13 protein-coding genes are annotated in these 13728 nt (G+C 72.7%); 5 read left to right on the top strand and 8 right to left on the bottom strand.

From position 1 onward, the window contains the following. The first annotated feature begins 167 nt into the window (after positions 1-167). Together ASF44_RS07985 and ASF44_RS07990 are read left to right on the top strand one after the other, a co-directional pair. On the top strand, positions 168-1028 hold the full coding sequence (locus tag ASF44_RS07985) for a hypothetical protein (protein WP_056898670.1): 861 nt from the start codon (positions 168-170) through the stop codon (positions 1026-1028). A 125-nt stretch (positions 1029-1153) separates the two neighbouring features. Beyond that, a complete protein-coding gene (locus ASF44_RS07990; protein ID WP_056898671.1) occupies positions 1154-1588 on the top strand; it encodes a gamma-glutamylcyclotransferase family protein in 435 nt (144 codons plus the stop codon). Positions 1589-1601: 13 nt separating this feature from the next. On the opposite strand, the gene ASF44_RS07995 is transcribed toward ASF44_RS07990, so the two are convergent. Continuing rightward, positions 1602-2048, bottom strand: coding sequence for a sigma 54-interacting transcriptional regulator (locus tag ASF44_RS07995; RefSeq protein ID WP_162243789.1), 447 nt, complete (start codon positions 2046-2048; stop codon positions 1602-1604). A 300-nt stretch (positions 2049-2348) separates the two neighbouring features. Continuing rightward, positions 2349-3974, bottom strand: coding sequence for a hypothetical protein (locus tag ASF44_RS08000; protein ID WP_056898673.1), 1626 nt, complete (start codon positions 3972-3974; stop codon positions 2349-2351). Between the two features lie 125 nt (positions 3975-4099). Between ASF44_RS08000 and bla the strand changes: the two genes are divergently transcribed. After that, a complete protein-coding gene (bla, locus tag ASF44_RS08005; RefSeq protein ID WP_056898674.1) occupies positions 4100-4999 on the top strand; it encodes a class A beta-lactamase in 900 nt (299 codons plus the stop codon). A 22-nt stretch (positions 5000-5021) separates the two neighbouring features. Here the strand turns inward: bla and ASF44_RS08010 are convergent, their stop codons facing one another. Continuing rightward, positions 5022-5939 carry a lysylphosphatidylglycerol synthase transmembrane domain-containing protein gene (locus tag ASF44_RS08010; protein ID WP_056898675.1) on the bottom strand — a complete coding sequence of 306 codons (918 nt, stop codon included), beginning with the start codon at positions 5937-5939 and terminating at the stop codon, positions 5022-5024. A 226-nt stretch (positions 5940-6165) separates the two neighbouring features. Then, on the bottom strand, positions 6166-7173 hold the full coding sequence (locus tag ASF44_RS08015) for a glycosyltransferase family 2 protein (RefSeq protein ID WP_056898676.1): 1008 nt from the start codon (positions 7171-7173) through the stop codon (positions 6166-6168). Positions 7174-7354: 181 nt separating this feature from the next. Between ASF44_RS08015 and ASF44_RS08020 the strand changes: the two genes are divergently transcribed. Continuing rightward, positions 7355-8767 carry a glycosyltransferase family 39 protein gene (locus ASF44_RS08020; protein ID WP_056898677.1) on the top strand — a complete coding sequence of 471 codons (1413 nt, stop codon included), beginning with the start codon at positions 7355-7357 and terminating at the stop codon, positions 8765-8767. On the opposite strand, the gene ASF44_RS08025 is transcribed toward ASF44_RS08020, so the two are convergent. The 4 genes from ASF44_RS08025 to ASF44_RS32310 all read right to left on the bottom strand — a co-directional run bounded on the left by ASF44_RS08025 (position 8749) and on the right by ASF44_RS32310 (position 12452). After that, on the bottom strand, positions 8749-10101 hold the full coding sequence (locus tag ASF44_RS08025) for an ATP-binding protein (protein WP_056898678.1): 1353 nt from the start codon (positions 10099-10101) through the stop codon (positions 8749-8751). The genes ASF44_RS08020 and ASF44_RS08025 overlap by 19 nt on opposite strands. 41 nt (positions 10102-10142) lie before the next feature. Continuing rightward, positions 10143-10802, bottom strand: coding sequence for a response regulator transcription factor (locus ASF44_RS08030; protein WP_056898679.1), 660 nt, complete (start codon positions 10800-10802; stop codon positions 10143-10145). Positions 10803-10850: 48 nt separating this feature from the next. Then, positions 10851-12023 carry a glycerophosphodiester phosphodiesterase gene (locus ASF44_RS08035; RefSeq protein WP_056898680.1) on the bottom strand — a complete coding sequence of 391 codons (1173 nt, stop codon included), beginning with the start codon at positions 12021-12023 and terminating at the stop codon, positions 10851-10853. A 108-nt stretch (positions 12024-12131) separates the two neighbouring features. Next, on the bottom strand, positions 12132-12452 hold the full coding sequence (locus tag ASF44_RS32310; protein WP_056898681.1) for a hypothetical protein: 321 nt from the start codon (positions 12450-12452) through the stop codon (positions 12132-12134). Positions 12453-12738: 286 nt separating this feature from the next. Between ASF44_RS32310 and ASF44_RS08045 the strand changes: the two genes are divergently transcribed. Then, positions 12739-13710 carry a tripartite tricarboxylate transporter substrate binding protein gene (locus ASF44_RS08045; RefSeq protein WP_056898682.1) on the top strand — a complete coding sequence of 324 codons (972 nt, stop codon included), beginning with the start codon at positions 12739-12741 and terminating at the stop codon, positions 13708-13710. Positions 13711-13728 lie beyond the last annotated feature (18 nt).

Consider the following 13728-nt stretch of genomic DNA (forward strand, 5'->3'; position numbering starts at 1 on the left):
CGGCCGGCGTGCACAGGCGCGTCGTGCCGGACCGGCGATGGTGCCCAATGTTTCGTTACTGAAATTTGTAAATCTTCACAATCAATGGCTTGAATTCCGCGCCGATCGAACTCCAAGGGACACACGACCACGCCTTCTAGAATCCGCAGCTTTTTGCCCAAGCGCCCATGGACATCGTCGTCAACGAAGAACTCAAGGCCTACATCGATCCGCTGACCCCGGACGAATACGAGGCGCTGGAGCGCAGCCTGCTGGCCGAGGGCTGCCGCGATGCGCTGGTGCTGTGGGGCGACGTGCTGGTGGACGGCCACAACCGCTATGGCATCTGCCAGAAGCACGGCCTGCCGTTCCAGACCGTGCAGAACACGCGCTTCCAATCCATGGAAGACGTGCACCTGTGGATGATCGACCAGCACCTGGGGCGGCGCAGCGTATCGGACTTCCAGCGCGGCGTGCTGGCGCTGCGCAAGCGAGAGATCGTGGCCGGGCGCCGCGAGCGCGCCAAGGCCGTGCCGGCCGAAGCCTCTGGCAGCGCCGCGGCGGAAGCGGGCGCCACGCCGTTGCCGCCGGGCGAATCGCTGGACAGCCGCGAGGCCCTGGCACGCGCCGCGCGCCTGAAGAGCAACCAGGTGGTGATGATCGAGAAGATCCAGCAGAGCGCCGCGCCCGAGGTGGTGGCGGCCGTGCGCTCCGGCGACATCACGCTGAGCGCGGCCGCGGCCGTGGCCAGCCTGCCCGTGGAAGAGCAGGCCGCGGCCGCCGCCGCCGGCAAGGACGAGCTCAAGCAGGCCGCCAAGCGTGTGCGCGAGGCCAAGCGCAAGCCCGCGCGGGAGAAGGACGAGCAGGCCGAACCGGCCGATGCCGCCGCCGCCGCGCAAGGCGAGGACGAAGTGGCCGTGCTGCGCAAGCGCGTCAAGGAGCTGGAGTCGGAGAACGCGGCGCTGCGCAAGCAGGTGCTCGCGCTGCTGGGCAAGCCGGGCCAGGCCGCTGCGCCAGCGGCGGCCGACGACGCCGACGCGCCGTTCTGAACCCCGGGTGGCGCTGCGGCACACTTGCGGCATGGCCCGTTTCCAGATCCGCCGCGCCTGTTCCGACGATGCCGTGATGGGCCGCACGCGACCGCACTGCGTGTGCCGCGGCGGCGCGTGACGCCATGACCACGCTGCGCTTCGTCTACGGCACCCTCAAGCAGGGCTTTCCCAACTTCGCGCGCAACACCGGCCGCCGCATCGGCGGCGCCTACCGCACGCAGCAGCCTTACCCGCTGTACGTGGTGCAGCTGCCCAACGAAGACCGGGCGCCCTGGCTCATGGACCAGCCCGGCGCGGGCCACCAGGTGCTGGGCGAAGTCTTCGAGGTGGACGCCGCACTGCTGGCCGCCATGGACGCATTCGAAGAGGTGGGCCTGCCTGGCGGCTACGTGCGCTCGCAGATCACCATCGAGGCCGTCGACGCGCCGCCCGCCGTGCTGCGCGTGCAGGCCTACCTTAAGCCGCCAGCGCAGCTGGCACTCGGGCATCTGCGCGAAGGGCCGTTCGCCGCCTACACCGCGGCGCTGGCGGCCGGCTACCGCATCGATCTGGGCTGAGCCAGGCGCTGCCTCACCGACGCGGTGGCAGCTGGATGCGGGCGTTGGCGAACCGGTCCAGCAGCGCGTCGTGGAACGCGCCGGCGGCGACCCGTGCATGCAGGTCCACGGCTGTCGCGGCGATCCAGCGCACCCTGGATTCGCTGCCCGCCTGCACCAGGCTCCACAGCATCTCCTGGCCGCGGGCCGACAAGCTTTCGATGGCATCCAGGAACAGCGTGCCGCCCTCGGCCAGGCGCACGAGGCCCGGCAGCGCGGTCTCGAGCGGCGTGCCGTCCAGCGCGGCGCAGCGCACGGGAACGAAGGGCCGGTGGCGGCGCGGACCGAGGTAATGCACGGCCCGCGCCACCAGGTCGCGGCCTGGGCCGGGCACGCCGCTGAGCAGCAGCGGCATGTCGCCAGCCGCATGGGGTTGCGCCATCCCGATGGCCGCGCCAGCCGCGGCGTCTGCCATCGCCATCGGCATTGCCGCAGGGTCGGGTCGCGAAGAAGCCGTGGTGGTTGCGTGCATGCCTGTTCATCCCCGCGCGTTGTGGGCGTGTCCGCCCCATTTGTTCGCCTTGTTGGCGGCAACTTTAGGCGTGCTGTGCATCGCTTGTGTTGCTATCGTGTTTTGTCACAGACCGCGCGTTTGGATACAAGTGACTCGCGTCATTGCACGTGCCAATCTCCGTCAACGGGTGGAGACCGTTCGGAAGATGCGCAGCTGCGCGCTTGACAGCGAGCCGCCACCGGCCGTCGTCCAGCCCTCAGCGCTCCCTCATGACGCGCGTGGACGGCGCGGTGGTGGTTCCAGTGCCAGCAGTTCGGCCGGCAGGCCGTCGTTCCACACCTCGCGGAAGTAGGCCCGGTCGCTGGCCACCAGCGAGGGCATGGCCTCGCGCAGCGCGGCCAGCGCCTGCGCGGCCTGTTCCAGCGCGCCCGCATGCGCGGCGAACCAGGCCTGCTCCAGCAGCAGGCCGCAGTACTGCAGGCCTGGGTAGCGCCGCGCGCCGCTGCGGTGTTCGGCCAGGCGCCGGCCGGCCACCTGCACCCAGTCGTCCGGCCAGTCCGCGCCACGGAACACCTCGGCCAGCGGGCCGGCCTCGCGTGCCAGCGCGGCCGGTGTCAACGGCTCCAGCGCACGGAACTGGGCCAGCGTGGCGCGCGGCGGCGGTTGGCAGCCGCCGCGTGCGATGCGCAGCAGGTAGATCGCGTTCCAGGCCGAGCGGCCCTGCAGCTCGGCCTGGCCGCTGAGCCACTCGCTGAAAGCGATCCACTGGATGGCGCGCGGCCGGGTGCCGTCCACGCCGGCGTGCAACCCCACGCGCTCGAACAGCCAGACCGCCATGCCCATGTTGGCGGCCACGTGCTGGGCCGCATCGAAGGAGTGCGACTCGAAGGCCGCGGCCAGCGCACGGCCGAAATGCTGCAGCGATTCCTCGGCCTGCGCGGCCGCGGCGGCCGGCGCCAGGGCTGCGCTGCCCAAGGCCTGGGAGCGGCAGGCCAGCGCCCACAGGTTGCTCCATTCGAAGCGCACCTGCGGGTGGTGCGCCAGCAGAGCGCCCTGGGCCGGGTCGCGTGCGATGGCCTGCAGCTGCGCACGCGCGGCCGGCAGGTCGCGCGCCGTGTAGTCGCACCAGGCCGAGACGATGGCCGCCATGGCGCCCAGGTAGTCGTGGCCGGCCACGTGGCGGGCCAGGCGCTGGCGCGCAAGCGCCTGCACGCGGCGGCGAGCCTGGGCGTCGTCGCCGATGCGGCGCCACAGCAAGGCCTCGTTGAGCGTGACCAGCGCGCGCTGGAAGTCGCTGCCGGCCAACTGCGCGGCGCGGCGCATGGACTGCAGCGCGCTGGCCGGGCCGGGCGTGCCGCCGGCCGTCAGCTGCGCGGCCCAGCGGCCCTGGCGCATGGCCTGTTGCGCGGCGACCAGCTGCTGCCAGAAACCGGCATCCTGCAGGTGCACGGCGTCGGGGGCCGATGTGTCCGTGCCCGTGCCCACGCCGGCGCGGGCCAGCGGCGCCGTCAGGCCCAGGAAGGCAGCGTGCTCGGCCGGTGTGGCCGCGCGGCCCTCCACCACCAGGCGCAGCCGCCGCGCCGTGGCGTCGGGCAGCCAGAACGGCCCCTGGCTGCGGCGTTCGGCGTTCAGGAAGCGCGGGTCGCGCGAGCGGTCCTCGCCCCAACCGACCGCCAGGCCCCAGGCCTTGAAATCGCGGAAGGCGCGGCTGACCAGCATGCGCTGCGTGCGCGCGGCCGAGACCTGGCCGCGCAGGTCGTCGATGCGCACCGGCTGGCCCACGGCATGCGCATGCAGCAGGCGCACCAGCAGCCACAGCGATTGGTAGGTCGCGGGCCGGCCGTCCACGGCCTGCGGGGTGCTCAGTTCGACGGCGATCGTGGCGGCGGTCATGTGACACAGGTTACACCCGGGCGCCGCGGCCACGCCCGGCGCTTGGAGCCGGCGCCCGGCCTGCCTAGCATGCGCAGCGTCGCGACACGTTCCTGCCTTTCAACCCCCATTCGGAGACCCATCCCATGCATCCTTCCATCTCGCGCAGCCGCCGGGCGCTGCTGCTGGCCGCGGCCGCCACGCCGCTCCTGGGCGCCTGCGCCGCCGCGCCGCGCCGCGCCGGACAGGCGCAGGCCGAGCTTGCACTCGCCGCGCTCGAGCAGGGTTTTGCCGGCCGCATCGGCGTCTGCGCGCTCGACACCGCCGACGGCGCGCTGCTGGGCCAGCGCGCCGACGAGCGCTTTCCGATGTGCAGCAGCTTCAAGGCCATGCTGGCCGCCGCCATCCTGGCGCGCAGCAGCACCGAACCGGACCTGCTGGCCCAGCAGGTGCGCTATGGGCGCGGCGACCTGCTGGCGCATTCGCCGGTCACCACGCTGCACCTGGACCGCGGCATGAGCGTGGCCGCGCTGTGCGAGGCCACCGTGCAGACCAGCGACAACGCCGCCGCCAACCTGCTGCTGCAGCGCATCGGCGGCCCGGCCGGGCTGACGGCGTTCATGCGCAGCATCGGCGACGACCAGTTCCGGCTGGACCGCTGGGAGCTGGCGCTCAACAGTTCGCTGCCCGGCGATCCGCGCGACACCACCACGCCGCGCGCCATGGCGACCAGCCTGCGCCGGCTCGCCGTGGGCGACGCGCTGGCACCGGCGCAGCGCGCGCAGCTGGCGGCCTGGCTGCGCGGCACGACCACCGGCGCCGAACGCATCCGCGCCGGCATGCCGGCGGGCTGGGCCGTGGGCAACAAGACCGGCACCAGCGGCCAGGGTTCCTATGGCTCGGCCATCGACGTGGCGGTGGTGTGGCCGCCGGCGCGCGCACCGCTGGTGCTGGCGGTGTTCACGACGCGCCATGCCGCCGATGCGCCAGCGCTCGACGCGCCGATCGCGCAGGCGACGCGCATCGTGGCGCAGTGGGCCGCATAGCCCGCGCGGCGCAAAGCTTCGGCTACGCGGCCGTCGCCTGCCGGCGCTGCGCCACCAGCAGCAACAGCCCGGCCAGCGCCTGCGGCAAGGCGATGAGGCCGTACAGCAGCGACACCGCCACCGCGGCCGGCGCCGCCACGCCGAAGGGCGCCAGGCTCAGTGCTGCGGCCGCCTCGCGCGTGCCCCAGCCGCCGAAGCTGACGGGCAGCGCGGCCATCAGGAAGGTCGGCGCGGCGGCGATGGCGTAGGTCCAGAACGGGATGGCCAGGCCCAGCGCCTGGCCAGCGCAGGCCAGCGCGCCGACCGACAGCAGCTGCACCAGCGCCGACTGCAGCAGTTGCCGGCCGAACTCCTGGCGGATGCCGGGGCGCTGGGCCAGCGTGGCGAAGCGGCTGCGCCACGGGCTGCGCAGGCCCGCCCACAGCGCCAGGGCGGGCAGGGCCAGCAGCAGCACAGCCGCAGCGGCGGGCAGTGCCGCACTGCCGGCCGGCATGCCCCAGGTGGCCAGCGCCGCCTGCGCGCCGCCATGCCAGGCCCAGGCCGCCGCGCCGGCGGCCAGCACCCACAGCATCCACAGGCCGCTGAGCCGGTCGAGCAGCACCGACAGGCCGGCCGCCCAGGTGTCCATGCCCCCGCGGCGCAGCGCCACGGCGCGGAACAGGTCGCCGCCAACCACGGCACCCGGCAGCAGCGCGCCCAGCGCCATGCCCTGGAAGTACAGGCGCATGGCGCGCGCCACGCCGAGCGCATGGCCGAGCCAGCGCACCAGCGAACGCCAGCGCCAGGCCGAAGCGGCGTTGGACGCCACGGAGCTGGCCAGCGCCGCGAGCAGCCAGCCAGGGTGGGCCTGGCGCAGCTGGCGCAGCACGTCGCTCAGGTCCACGAACCACAGCACGCCCAGCAGCAGCACGGGCGCGAGCGCAATGCGCAGCCAGGCCATCGGCTCAGAAGCTGTGAATGAATCGATCGCGGCCACGACGGGGTGCGCCGGGCCACAGGCGTAGGCGCAGTCCGCCGCCCGGGCTGGTGCCCGGGCAAGGACTGCAACGCCCGCGTCTGGCCTGGCGTACCCCGGCCCGAAGGGCGAGGCCCTGGGCGCAACGCTGGCCATCAAGGCGGGCCTTCATGGGGCCTCGCGTGGTCGTGAGAGATCCGTTCACAGCTTCTCAGGTCGCTTCGGGTTCTTCGCGCAGGTGGTACTGCCGGCCGCCCCCGCCTTCGTAGTAGATGCGCATCATGACCTCGCCGATCAGCCCGGCCACGATGAGCTGCAGGCCCACCAGCACCAGCATCACGCCGGCCAGCAGCAGCGGCCGGCCGGCGATGGCTTCGCCGGCCAGCTTCTGCACGAACAGCCAGGCCAGGATCAGCACGCCCGGCGTGGCCAGCCACAGGCCCAGGCCGCCGAAGGCGTGCAGCGGACGCTGGCGGTATCGCAGGAAGAACAGCACCAGCACGAGGTCGAGCACGACGCGGAAGGTGCGGTCGATGCCGTACTTGGACTGGCCCTTGGCGCGCGCATGGTGGCGCACCGGCACTTCGGCGATGCGCGCGCCGGCGTCGTGCGCCAGCAGCGGCATGAAGCGGTGCAGCTCGCCGTACAGCCGGATGCGGTCGATGATGGGGCGGCGGTAGGCCTTCAATGCGCAGCCGTAGTCGTGCAGCTGCAGGCCGGTGGTGCGCGAGATCAGCCGGTTGGCCAGCATGGAGGGCAGGCGGCGCGACAGGGCCTTGTCCTGGCGCTGCTGGCGCCAGCCGGACAGCGCATCGAGCTCCGGCTCGGCGTCCAGCCGGTCCAGCAGCGCGGGAATGTCGAGCGGGTCGTTCTGCAGGTCTGCGTCCAGGGTCACGACATAGCGGCCACGCACGCGGTCGAAGCCGGCCTGCAGTGCGCAGGACTGGCCGTAGTTGCGTGCCAGGCAGACGGGGCGCAGCCAGGGGCGCTCCTTCGCGAGCGTGCGCAGCAGCGCGGGCGAGCCGTCGCGCGAGCCGTCGTCGACCGCGATCAGCTCGAAGCTGCGGCCGCTGGCCTGCATGGCCTCGCCCACCCGTGCCACCAGGTCCGCCAGGCTCTCGACCTCGTTGAACATGGGCACGACGACGGAGACCTCCGGCGGCTGTGGCGCGGCGGCCGGTTGCAGGAGCAGGGGGTCGGGAAGGATGGCGGTGGGCATAGGTGAGGGGGACTGCATTCTGGGGAGGGCGTGGCGGGTGCCGAAGCCGTGGCCGGCCGCACCGTGGACCTGCAGCGGCGGGCCCGGGGATCGCCGCTATGATCGCGCGCGAATCCGAACCCTCACGATGGCCGCCACACCCACTGCGCTTGCGCGCCCCCCCATTGTCCCTGCAACGGCCATGCCGGGCTGGGGCTGGCTGCTGCTTTACTTCGCGGCGCACGTGCTGGGCCGCGTGCTGGTGTCGCCGGCACTCGAGCTCGACGAGGCCGAGCAGGCGCTGTGGACGCAGCACCTGCAGTGGGGCTACGGCGCCCAGCCCCCGCTGTACACCTGGCTGCAATGGGTGGTCTTCCAGCTGCTGGGCGTGTCGGTGTTCACGCTGTCGCTGCTCAAGAACGCGCTGCTGGCGTCGGCCTACGTCTGCGTCTTCCTGGCCGGCCGCATGCTGATGCCGGCGGGCCTGGCGGCGCTGGCCGCCGCCACCATGCTGCTGCTGCCGCAGATCGGCTGGGAGGCCTCGCGCGACCTCACGCACTCGGTGCTGCTGACCACCATGTCCGCGGCCACGCTGGCGGTGGTGCTGGCGCTGCTGCGCCGACCGCGGCCGGGGCTGTACCTGCTGACGGGCCTGGTCGCGGGCCTGGGCCTGCTGTCCAAGTACAGCTATGCGGGCTTCCTGGCGGTGCTGCTGCTGGCCCTGCTGGCCGGGCGCGACACGCGTGCGGTGCTGCTCAGCCGCTGGACGCTGGTGGCCGTGGCCTTGGCGGTGCTGATGGTGCTGCCGCACGGCCTGTGGGTGCTGCAGAACTGGGGCCTGGCGGTCGAATCCACCGCCGGCAAGCTGACGGGCAAGGTGCCGGTCGGCTTCGTCCACGGGCTGTGGCTGGGCCTGTCCAGCCTGGTGCTGGCGGTGCTGGCCTTCGCCGGTCCCTGGGCCCTGGCGATGGGCCTGCTGTTCGGCCGCGATGCCGTGCGCGCCTGGTCGCGCTGGTGGCGGCCGGATGCCACGCCGGCCGATGGCGGCATCCACCTGCAGGCGCTGTGGCGGCGCTACTTCGCCGTGCTGGGCCTGCTGTTCCTGGCGATGATGGTCTTGGGCGAGGTCACGCGCTTCAAGGACCGCTGGATGATGCCCTTCCTGTTCCTGCTGCCGGTGGCCTTCTTCGGCTGCGCGCCGGAACTGGCGCGGCACGCCCGCCTGCCGCGCCTGCGCCGGGTGCTGGCCACGGTGGCGGTGCTGGTGCTGGTGCTGCTGACGGCGCGCGTGCCCTACAACGCGCTGCGCGACAAGCCTGACGAACTGAACCAGCCCGTGCGCGAGCTGGCCCAGACGCTGCGCTCGCGCGGCTACGCGGGCGGCGGGACCATCCTGTCGGCCGACCGCACGCTGGCCGGTGCGCTGCGGGTGCAGTTCCCGCGGGCGCACGTCGAGGTCGACGACGGCGTGTCCGGCCTGCCGCCGGAGCGTCCGCTGCTGTGGGTGGAGCAGCTGACGGACCTGCCGGCGCTGCCGCAGGATCTCGTGCTGCCCTACCGCTTCGCCGCGACCGAGGACGCACCCGCGCGGTACCGCTACGCGTTGTTGCCCTGAGCCGCCGGAAAGTCCAGCAGCACCCCGAGCCCGCGTCCGTCCAGCCCATCGCCGAAGTGCAGCCTGGCGCCGTGCAGCGCCGCGATGCGCGCGACGATGGACAGGCCCAGGCCGTTGCCTTGCTGGCCCGTGCCCAGCACGCGGAAGAAGCGCTCGCCCAGGCGTGCGCGGTCGGCCGGGGCCACGCCGGGGCCATCGTCCTGCACCCCCAGGCGCACGCCGCCGTCCGGCCGTGGTGCGGCGCTCAGGTGCACGCGCCCGCCAGGGCGGCCATAGCGCACGGCGTTGTCGAGCAGGCCGCGCAGTGCGCTGGCCAGCAGGGCCGGCTCGGCCTGCAGCGCGGCGGCCTCCACGGCCTGCGTGACGGTGATGCCACGGGCCTGCGCGGCGCCGCGGTCCAGCCCGTCGAACAGCGCCGCCAGGTCCACGGCCTGGCGCGCCGGCGCGGCGTTGTCGGGGTCGAGCCGGGCCAGCGCGAGCAGGCTTTCCACCAGCGCCGTGCAGCGGTCCACGTCCTCGCGCAGCGCGCGCAGCGGCTCTGCGGGGGCGGCCTGCTGGCGTTCGAGCAACTGCACCCGCATGCGCAGCGCGGCCAGCGGCGTGCGCAGTTCGTGCGCGGCGTCGGCCGTGAAGCGGCGCTCCGATTCCATGGCCGTGCCCAGCCGGCCCAGCAGCGCATTCAGTGCGTCGAGCATGGGCCGCAGTTCGCGCGGCTGGCCTGCATCGGCCACGGGCGAGAGGTCGTGCGGCGACTTGGCTGCGATGCCGGCGGCCGTGCGCTCCAGCGGCGCCAGCTGGCGCCGGATCGCCAGCCAGCAGACAGTGCCCAGCAGCAGCAGCAGCGCCAGTGCCGGCCAGGCCAGCTTCTCGGCCATTTCCTCCAGCAGGTCCAGCCGTTCCTTCCAGGGCTGGCCGACCTGGGCCGTGAGGCCGCTGCGCGCGTCGCGCTCGACGTAGACGCGCCAGTAGGCCCCGTCGATCCAGACGTTGTCGTGGAAATCGCGGCGCGCGTCGCCGCGCACGAAGGGCTGGGCGGGGGCGTCTTCGGCGCGGCTGCGCACGCGGCCGTCGGCGCCGACGAGCTGGTGGTAGAGCTTGAGCCGGCTCTCGCCCGCGAGCGCGGCACCGGCGCGCGCGGTCGTGCCCGCGCCCTGCGTGTCGGCGCCCAGCGCCAGGGCCAGGCGGGCGGTTTCCTCCATGGCTTCGTCGAACACCTCGCTGGACTCGTGCCAGGCCACGCCGACCACGATGGCCAGCCCGACCAGCCAGGCCGCGACGCTGGCGCCCAGCACCCAGGCCAGCAGCCGGCGCCGCAGCGAGTAGCCTGTGGCCACTGTTGTGTCTCCGCCTGCGCCTGCGGGCGGCCGGGCGGCGCTCACGGCGCGGCCAGCCCGTAGCCCTGGTTGCGCACGGTGGCGATGAAGCCGCTGCCCAGCTTCTTGCGCAGGTTGTAGATGTGCACCTCGATGGTGTTGCTCTCCACCTCCTCGCCCCAGCCGTACAGCGCCTCTTCGAGTTGTGCGCGCGAGAGGATCTGGCCGGGCCGGCGCATCAGCGCGCGCAGCACGGCGAACTCGCGTGCGGTCAGCGCCAGCGGCGCGCCGTCCAGCAGCACGCGCTTGGCCGCGGTGTCCAGCACCACGGCGCCGTGGCGCAGTTCCGTCGATCCCTGGCGTGCCTCGCGGCGCAGCAGCGCGCGGATGCGCGCCGAGAGTTCCTCCAGGTCGAAGGGCTTGACCAGGTAGTCGTCGGCGCCCAGGTCCAGGCCCTGCACGCGGTCCGGCAAGGTGTCGCGCGCGGTGATCACGATCACCGGCACCAGCGCGCCACGCTGGCGCAGCGCGGCCAGCACGGCGTCGCCATCCAGGCCGGGCAGGCCGCGGTCGAGCAGCACGCACTGGTAGTCGTGCGTGGCCAGCGCGGCGGCGGCCTGGTCGCCGCGCTGCAGCCAGTCCACGGCGTAGCCGTCCAGCTGCAACCAGGACTGCAGCGAACTGCCGAGCGAGGGGTCGTCTTCGAGGAGCAGGATGCGCACAGGCGCGAGGCTACACCCTGCGGATGAGGCGAAGCTGAAGCCGCGCGCTCAGCGGGCCTTGACGGCCGTGTCCGGGAAGTCGCTGAACAGGCCGTCCACGCCGGCGGCGTAGAAGCGCTTGTACTCGTTGACGGGGTCGCCCTTGTCGTCCGAGGGCAGGCCGGCCAGCTCGTTGCGGAAGGTGTAGGGCACCACCATCAGGCCGGCCGCGTGGGCGTCCTTGATGACGCTGGTGGCCGGCATCACCACGCGGTCGCGCTCGTCGATCTTGCCGTCGCCGTTGAGGTCGTCGGGCTGCCCGTCGTTGTTGGCGTCGACCTGCTTCGTGGGGATCAGGTAGGGCTTCCAGGGGCCGATGATGTCGGCGTAGGTCTTGATCTCGCGCAGGCCCTCTGGCGTCAGCAGGCTGGCGAACGTGCGCGGGTCGCCGGCCACGGCGAAGTCATAGGGCTTGTCGTAGGGCGCGACCAGCTGCATCACGCCGTCCTTGTTCACGGAGTCGCCGTCGATCAGCTGCACCAGGCGGATCTGGCTCTTGCTGCGCAGGTACTTGAGGTTGGAGACCTCGAAGGACTGCACCACCACGGGCGAACTCTTCTGCGTGTAGCCGTAGCCGGCCAGGATGTCGAGCAGGCGGTCTTCCAGCTTCAGGCCCAGGTTCACGTGGAAGGTCGGGTGCTTGGTCTCGGGGATCACGCCGATGGTGCGGCCGAGCCGCGTGCTTTCCGACTTGGCGAGGTCCAGCACCTCCTGCAGCGTCGGGATGCGGAACTGCTGGTTGTAGCTCTGGTCGCGCGCGGCGTTGGCCTGCTTGGCGAACAGGGTCTTGAGTTCTGCCAGCGTGAAGTCGGAGGCGAACCAGCCTTCCTCGGACACGCCGTCCACCACCTTGGTGGTCTTGCGGTTGGCGAACTCGGCGCGCGTGGAAACGTCGGTGGTGTTGGTGATGTTGGGCTCGTGGCGCGCGACGAGAACGCCGTCCTTGGTGGCCACGAGGTCGGGCTCGATGAAGTCCGCGCCCATGTCGATGGCCAGCTGGTAGGAGGCCAGCGTGTGTTCGGGCCGGTAGCCGCTGGCGCCGCGGTGGCCCACCACCAGCGGCCGCTCGCCGTTCAGGGTGGGGTAGTCGTCACCGTCGCCGCCGCATGCGGCGAGCAGCGCACAGGCGGCCAGCATGGCCGCCACCGGCCGCAGGATGAAAGGGGCGTTCACAGGCTGCATCGTTGTTCCTTGTTGTCGGGCGGGGGCGAGTCTCCGCAGCCATCATGACAACGCCGTGAACGGCGGGGCAGCCTATTTGCAAGCGGATGTTTCCTCCGCTGGCGGGCATCAGATGTCGACCGGCACCTTGAGCTTGGCCACCGGCACCAGGCCCTGGTCGCCGTCTTCGTAGACCAGGTAGACGGCGGTGGACACCACGCTCCAGCAGGCGGTGTAGCGCTGGCCCTGCAGCGTGGCCGAAGCGGTGCGGAACAGCGAGCGCTCGCCCGGCTCGATGCGCCGGAGCACTGCCTCGCTGTTGCAGGCGGCATCGGTGAAGCGGATCGAATCGCGGCCTTCGTTGACGACGAGATCCTGCGCCTGGACCGCGGCGCCACCCAGGCCGGCCATGGCCGCGAACAGCACGGGGAAAAAAGCGTTGGTTCGCATGGTGTCCTCCAGTGGTGCGCGGCGGGCTGTCGCGCCATGGATTCATTCTGGCGATCGCGCAGGCTCCGGCTGTAGGACGGGGCGCGCTGTGCGGCGCGACGTTGGCGGGCCCGGCTGTCCGACTGGGCGCAGGGCCGGCCATGCGGCCGCCGGCGCAGGCGCATGTGCGGCGCGGTGGCGGCTTCGCGTGCTGGCGGCCCCGCATAAGCTAACTGCGATTGGTTCGTTGGTTCGGCGAGGCCGGGCGCCCAGAATGCGCGTCCGCTTCGTCTTCGCCCACCCTTCCATGTCGTTTTCTGTCCTGACGCGCGCGCTGTGCGCCATCGCCCTGGCCACCGGCGCCGTCGCCGCCGCTGCGCAGGGATTTCCGGCCAAGCCGGTCCATCTGGTGGTGCACAACAACCCGGGCAGCGCGCTGGACGTGATCGCGCGGCAGGTGGCGCAGCGTCTGTCCGACGCGTGGAAGCAGCCCGTCGTGATCGACAACCGCCCCGGCGGCGGCGGCATCGTCGGCGCCGACCAGGTGGCGCGCGCGCCTGCGGACGGCTACACGCTGCTGGCTGCGGGCGAAGGCCCCATCTCCATCCTGCCGGCGTTGGGCGTGGCGCTGCCCTACGCGCCGCAGCGCGACCTGCTGCCGATCGCCGCGCTGGCCGAACTCGAGTTCGTGCTCGTCGCCCATCCGCGCACCGGATTCAAGACCCTGGCCGATCTGGTCGAGGCCGCCCGCAAGAGCCCTGGCAGGTACAACTACGCCTCGGCCGGCAACGGCAGCCCGCAGCATTTCGCCGCCGAGCTGCTCAAGCAGAAGGCCGGCATCCACCTCACGCACATTCCCTACGGCGGCGGGCCGGCCGGCTTGGCCGGCGTGGTGGCCGGCGATGTAGACCTGATGTTCATCGCCATCGGCGTGGCACGCCCGCAGATCCAGGCCGGGCGCCTGGTGGCGCTGGCCGTGGGCGGCCAGGCCGAGCATCCGCTGCTGCCCGGCGTGCCCACGGTGGCGAGCCGCTACAAGGACTTCGCCGCGGGCACCGGCCTGGTGCTGTTCGCGCCAGCCGGCACGCCGGCGGCGGTGGCCGAACGCCTAGCTGCCGACACCGGCCGCGTGCTGGCCGACCCCGGCCTGCACAGCGTGCTCGCGGCGCAGGGCATCACGGTGTCCGCCGTCACGGGCCCGCGCCTGCGCCGCCTGCTGGCGGCCGACGTCGAACGCTACCAGGGCGTGGTGCGCACGGCGGGCATCCGGCCCGACTGAGCTGTGACCGAGGCGGGC

The organism is Pseudorhodoferax sp. Leaf274 (assembly GCF_001422445.1).
Lineage (GTDB): Bacteria > Pseudomonadota > Gammaproteobacteria > Burkholderiales > Burkholderiaceae_C > Pseudorhodoferax.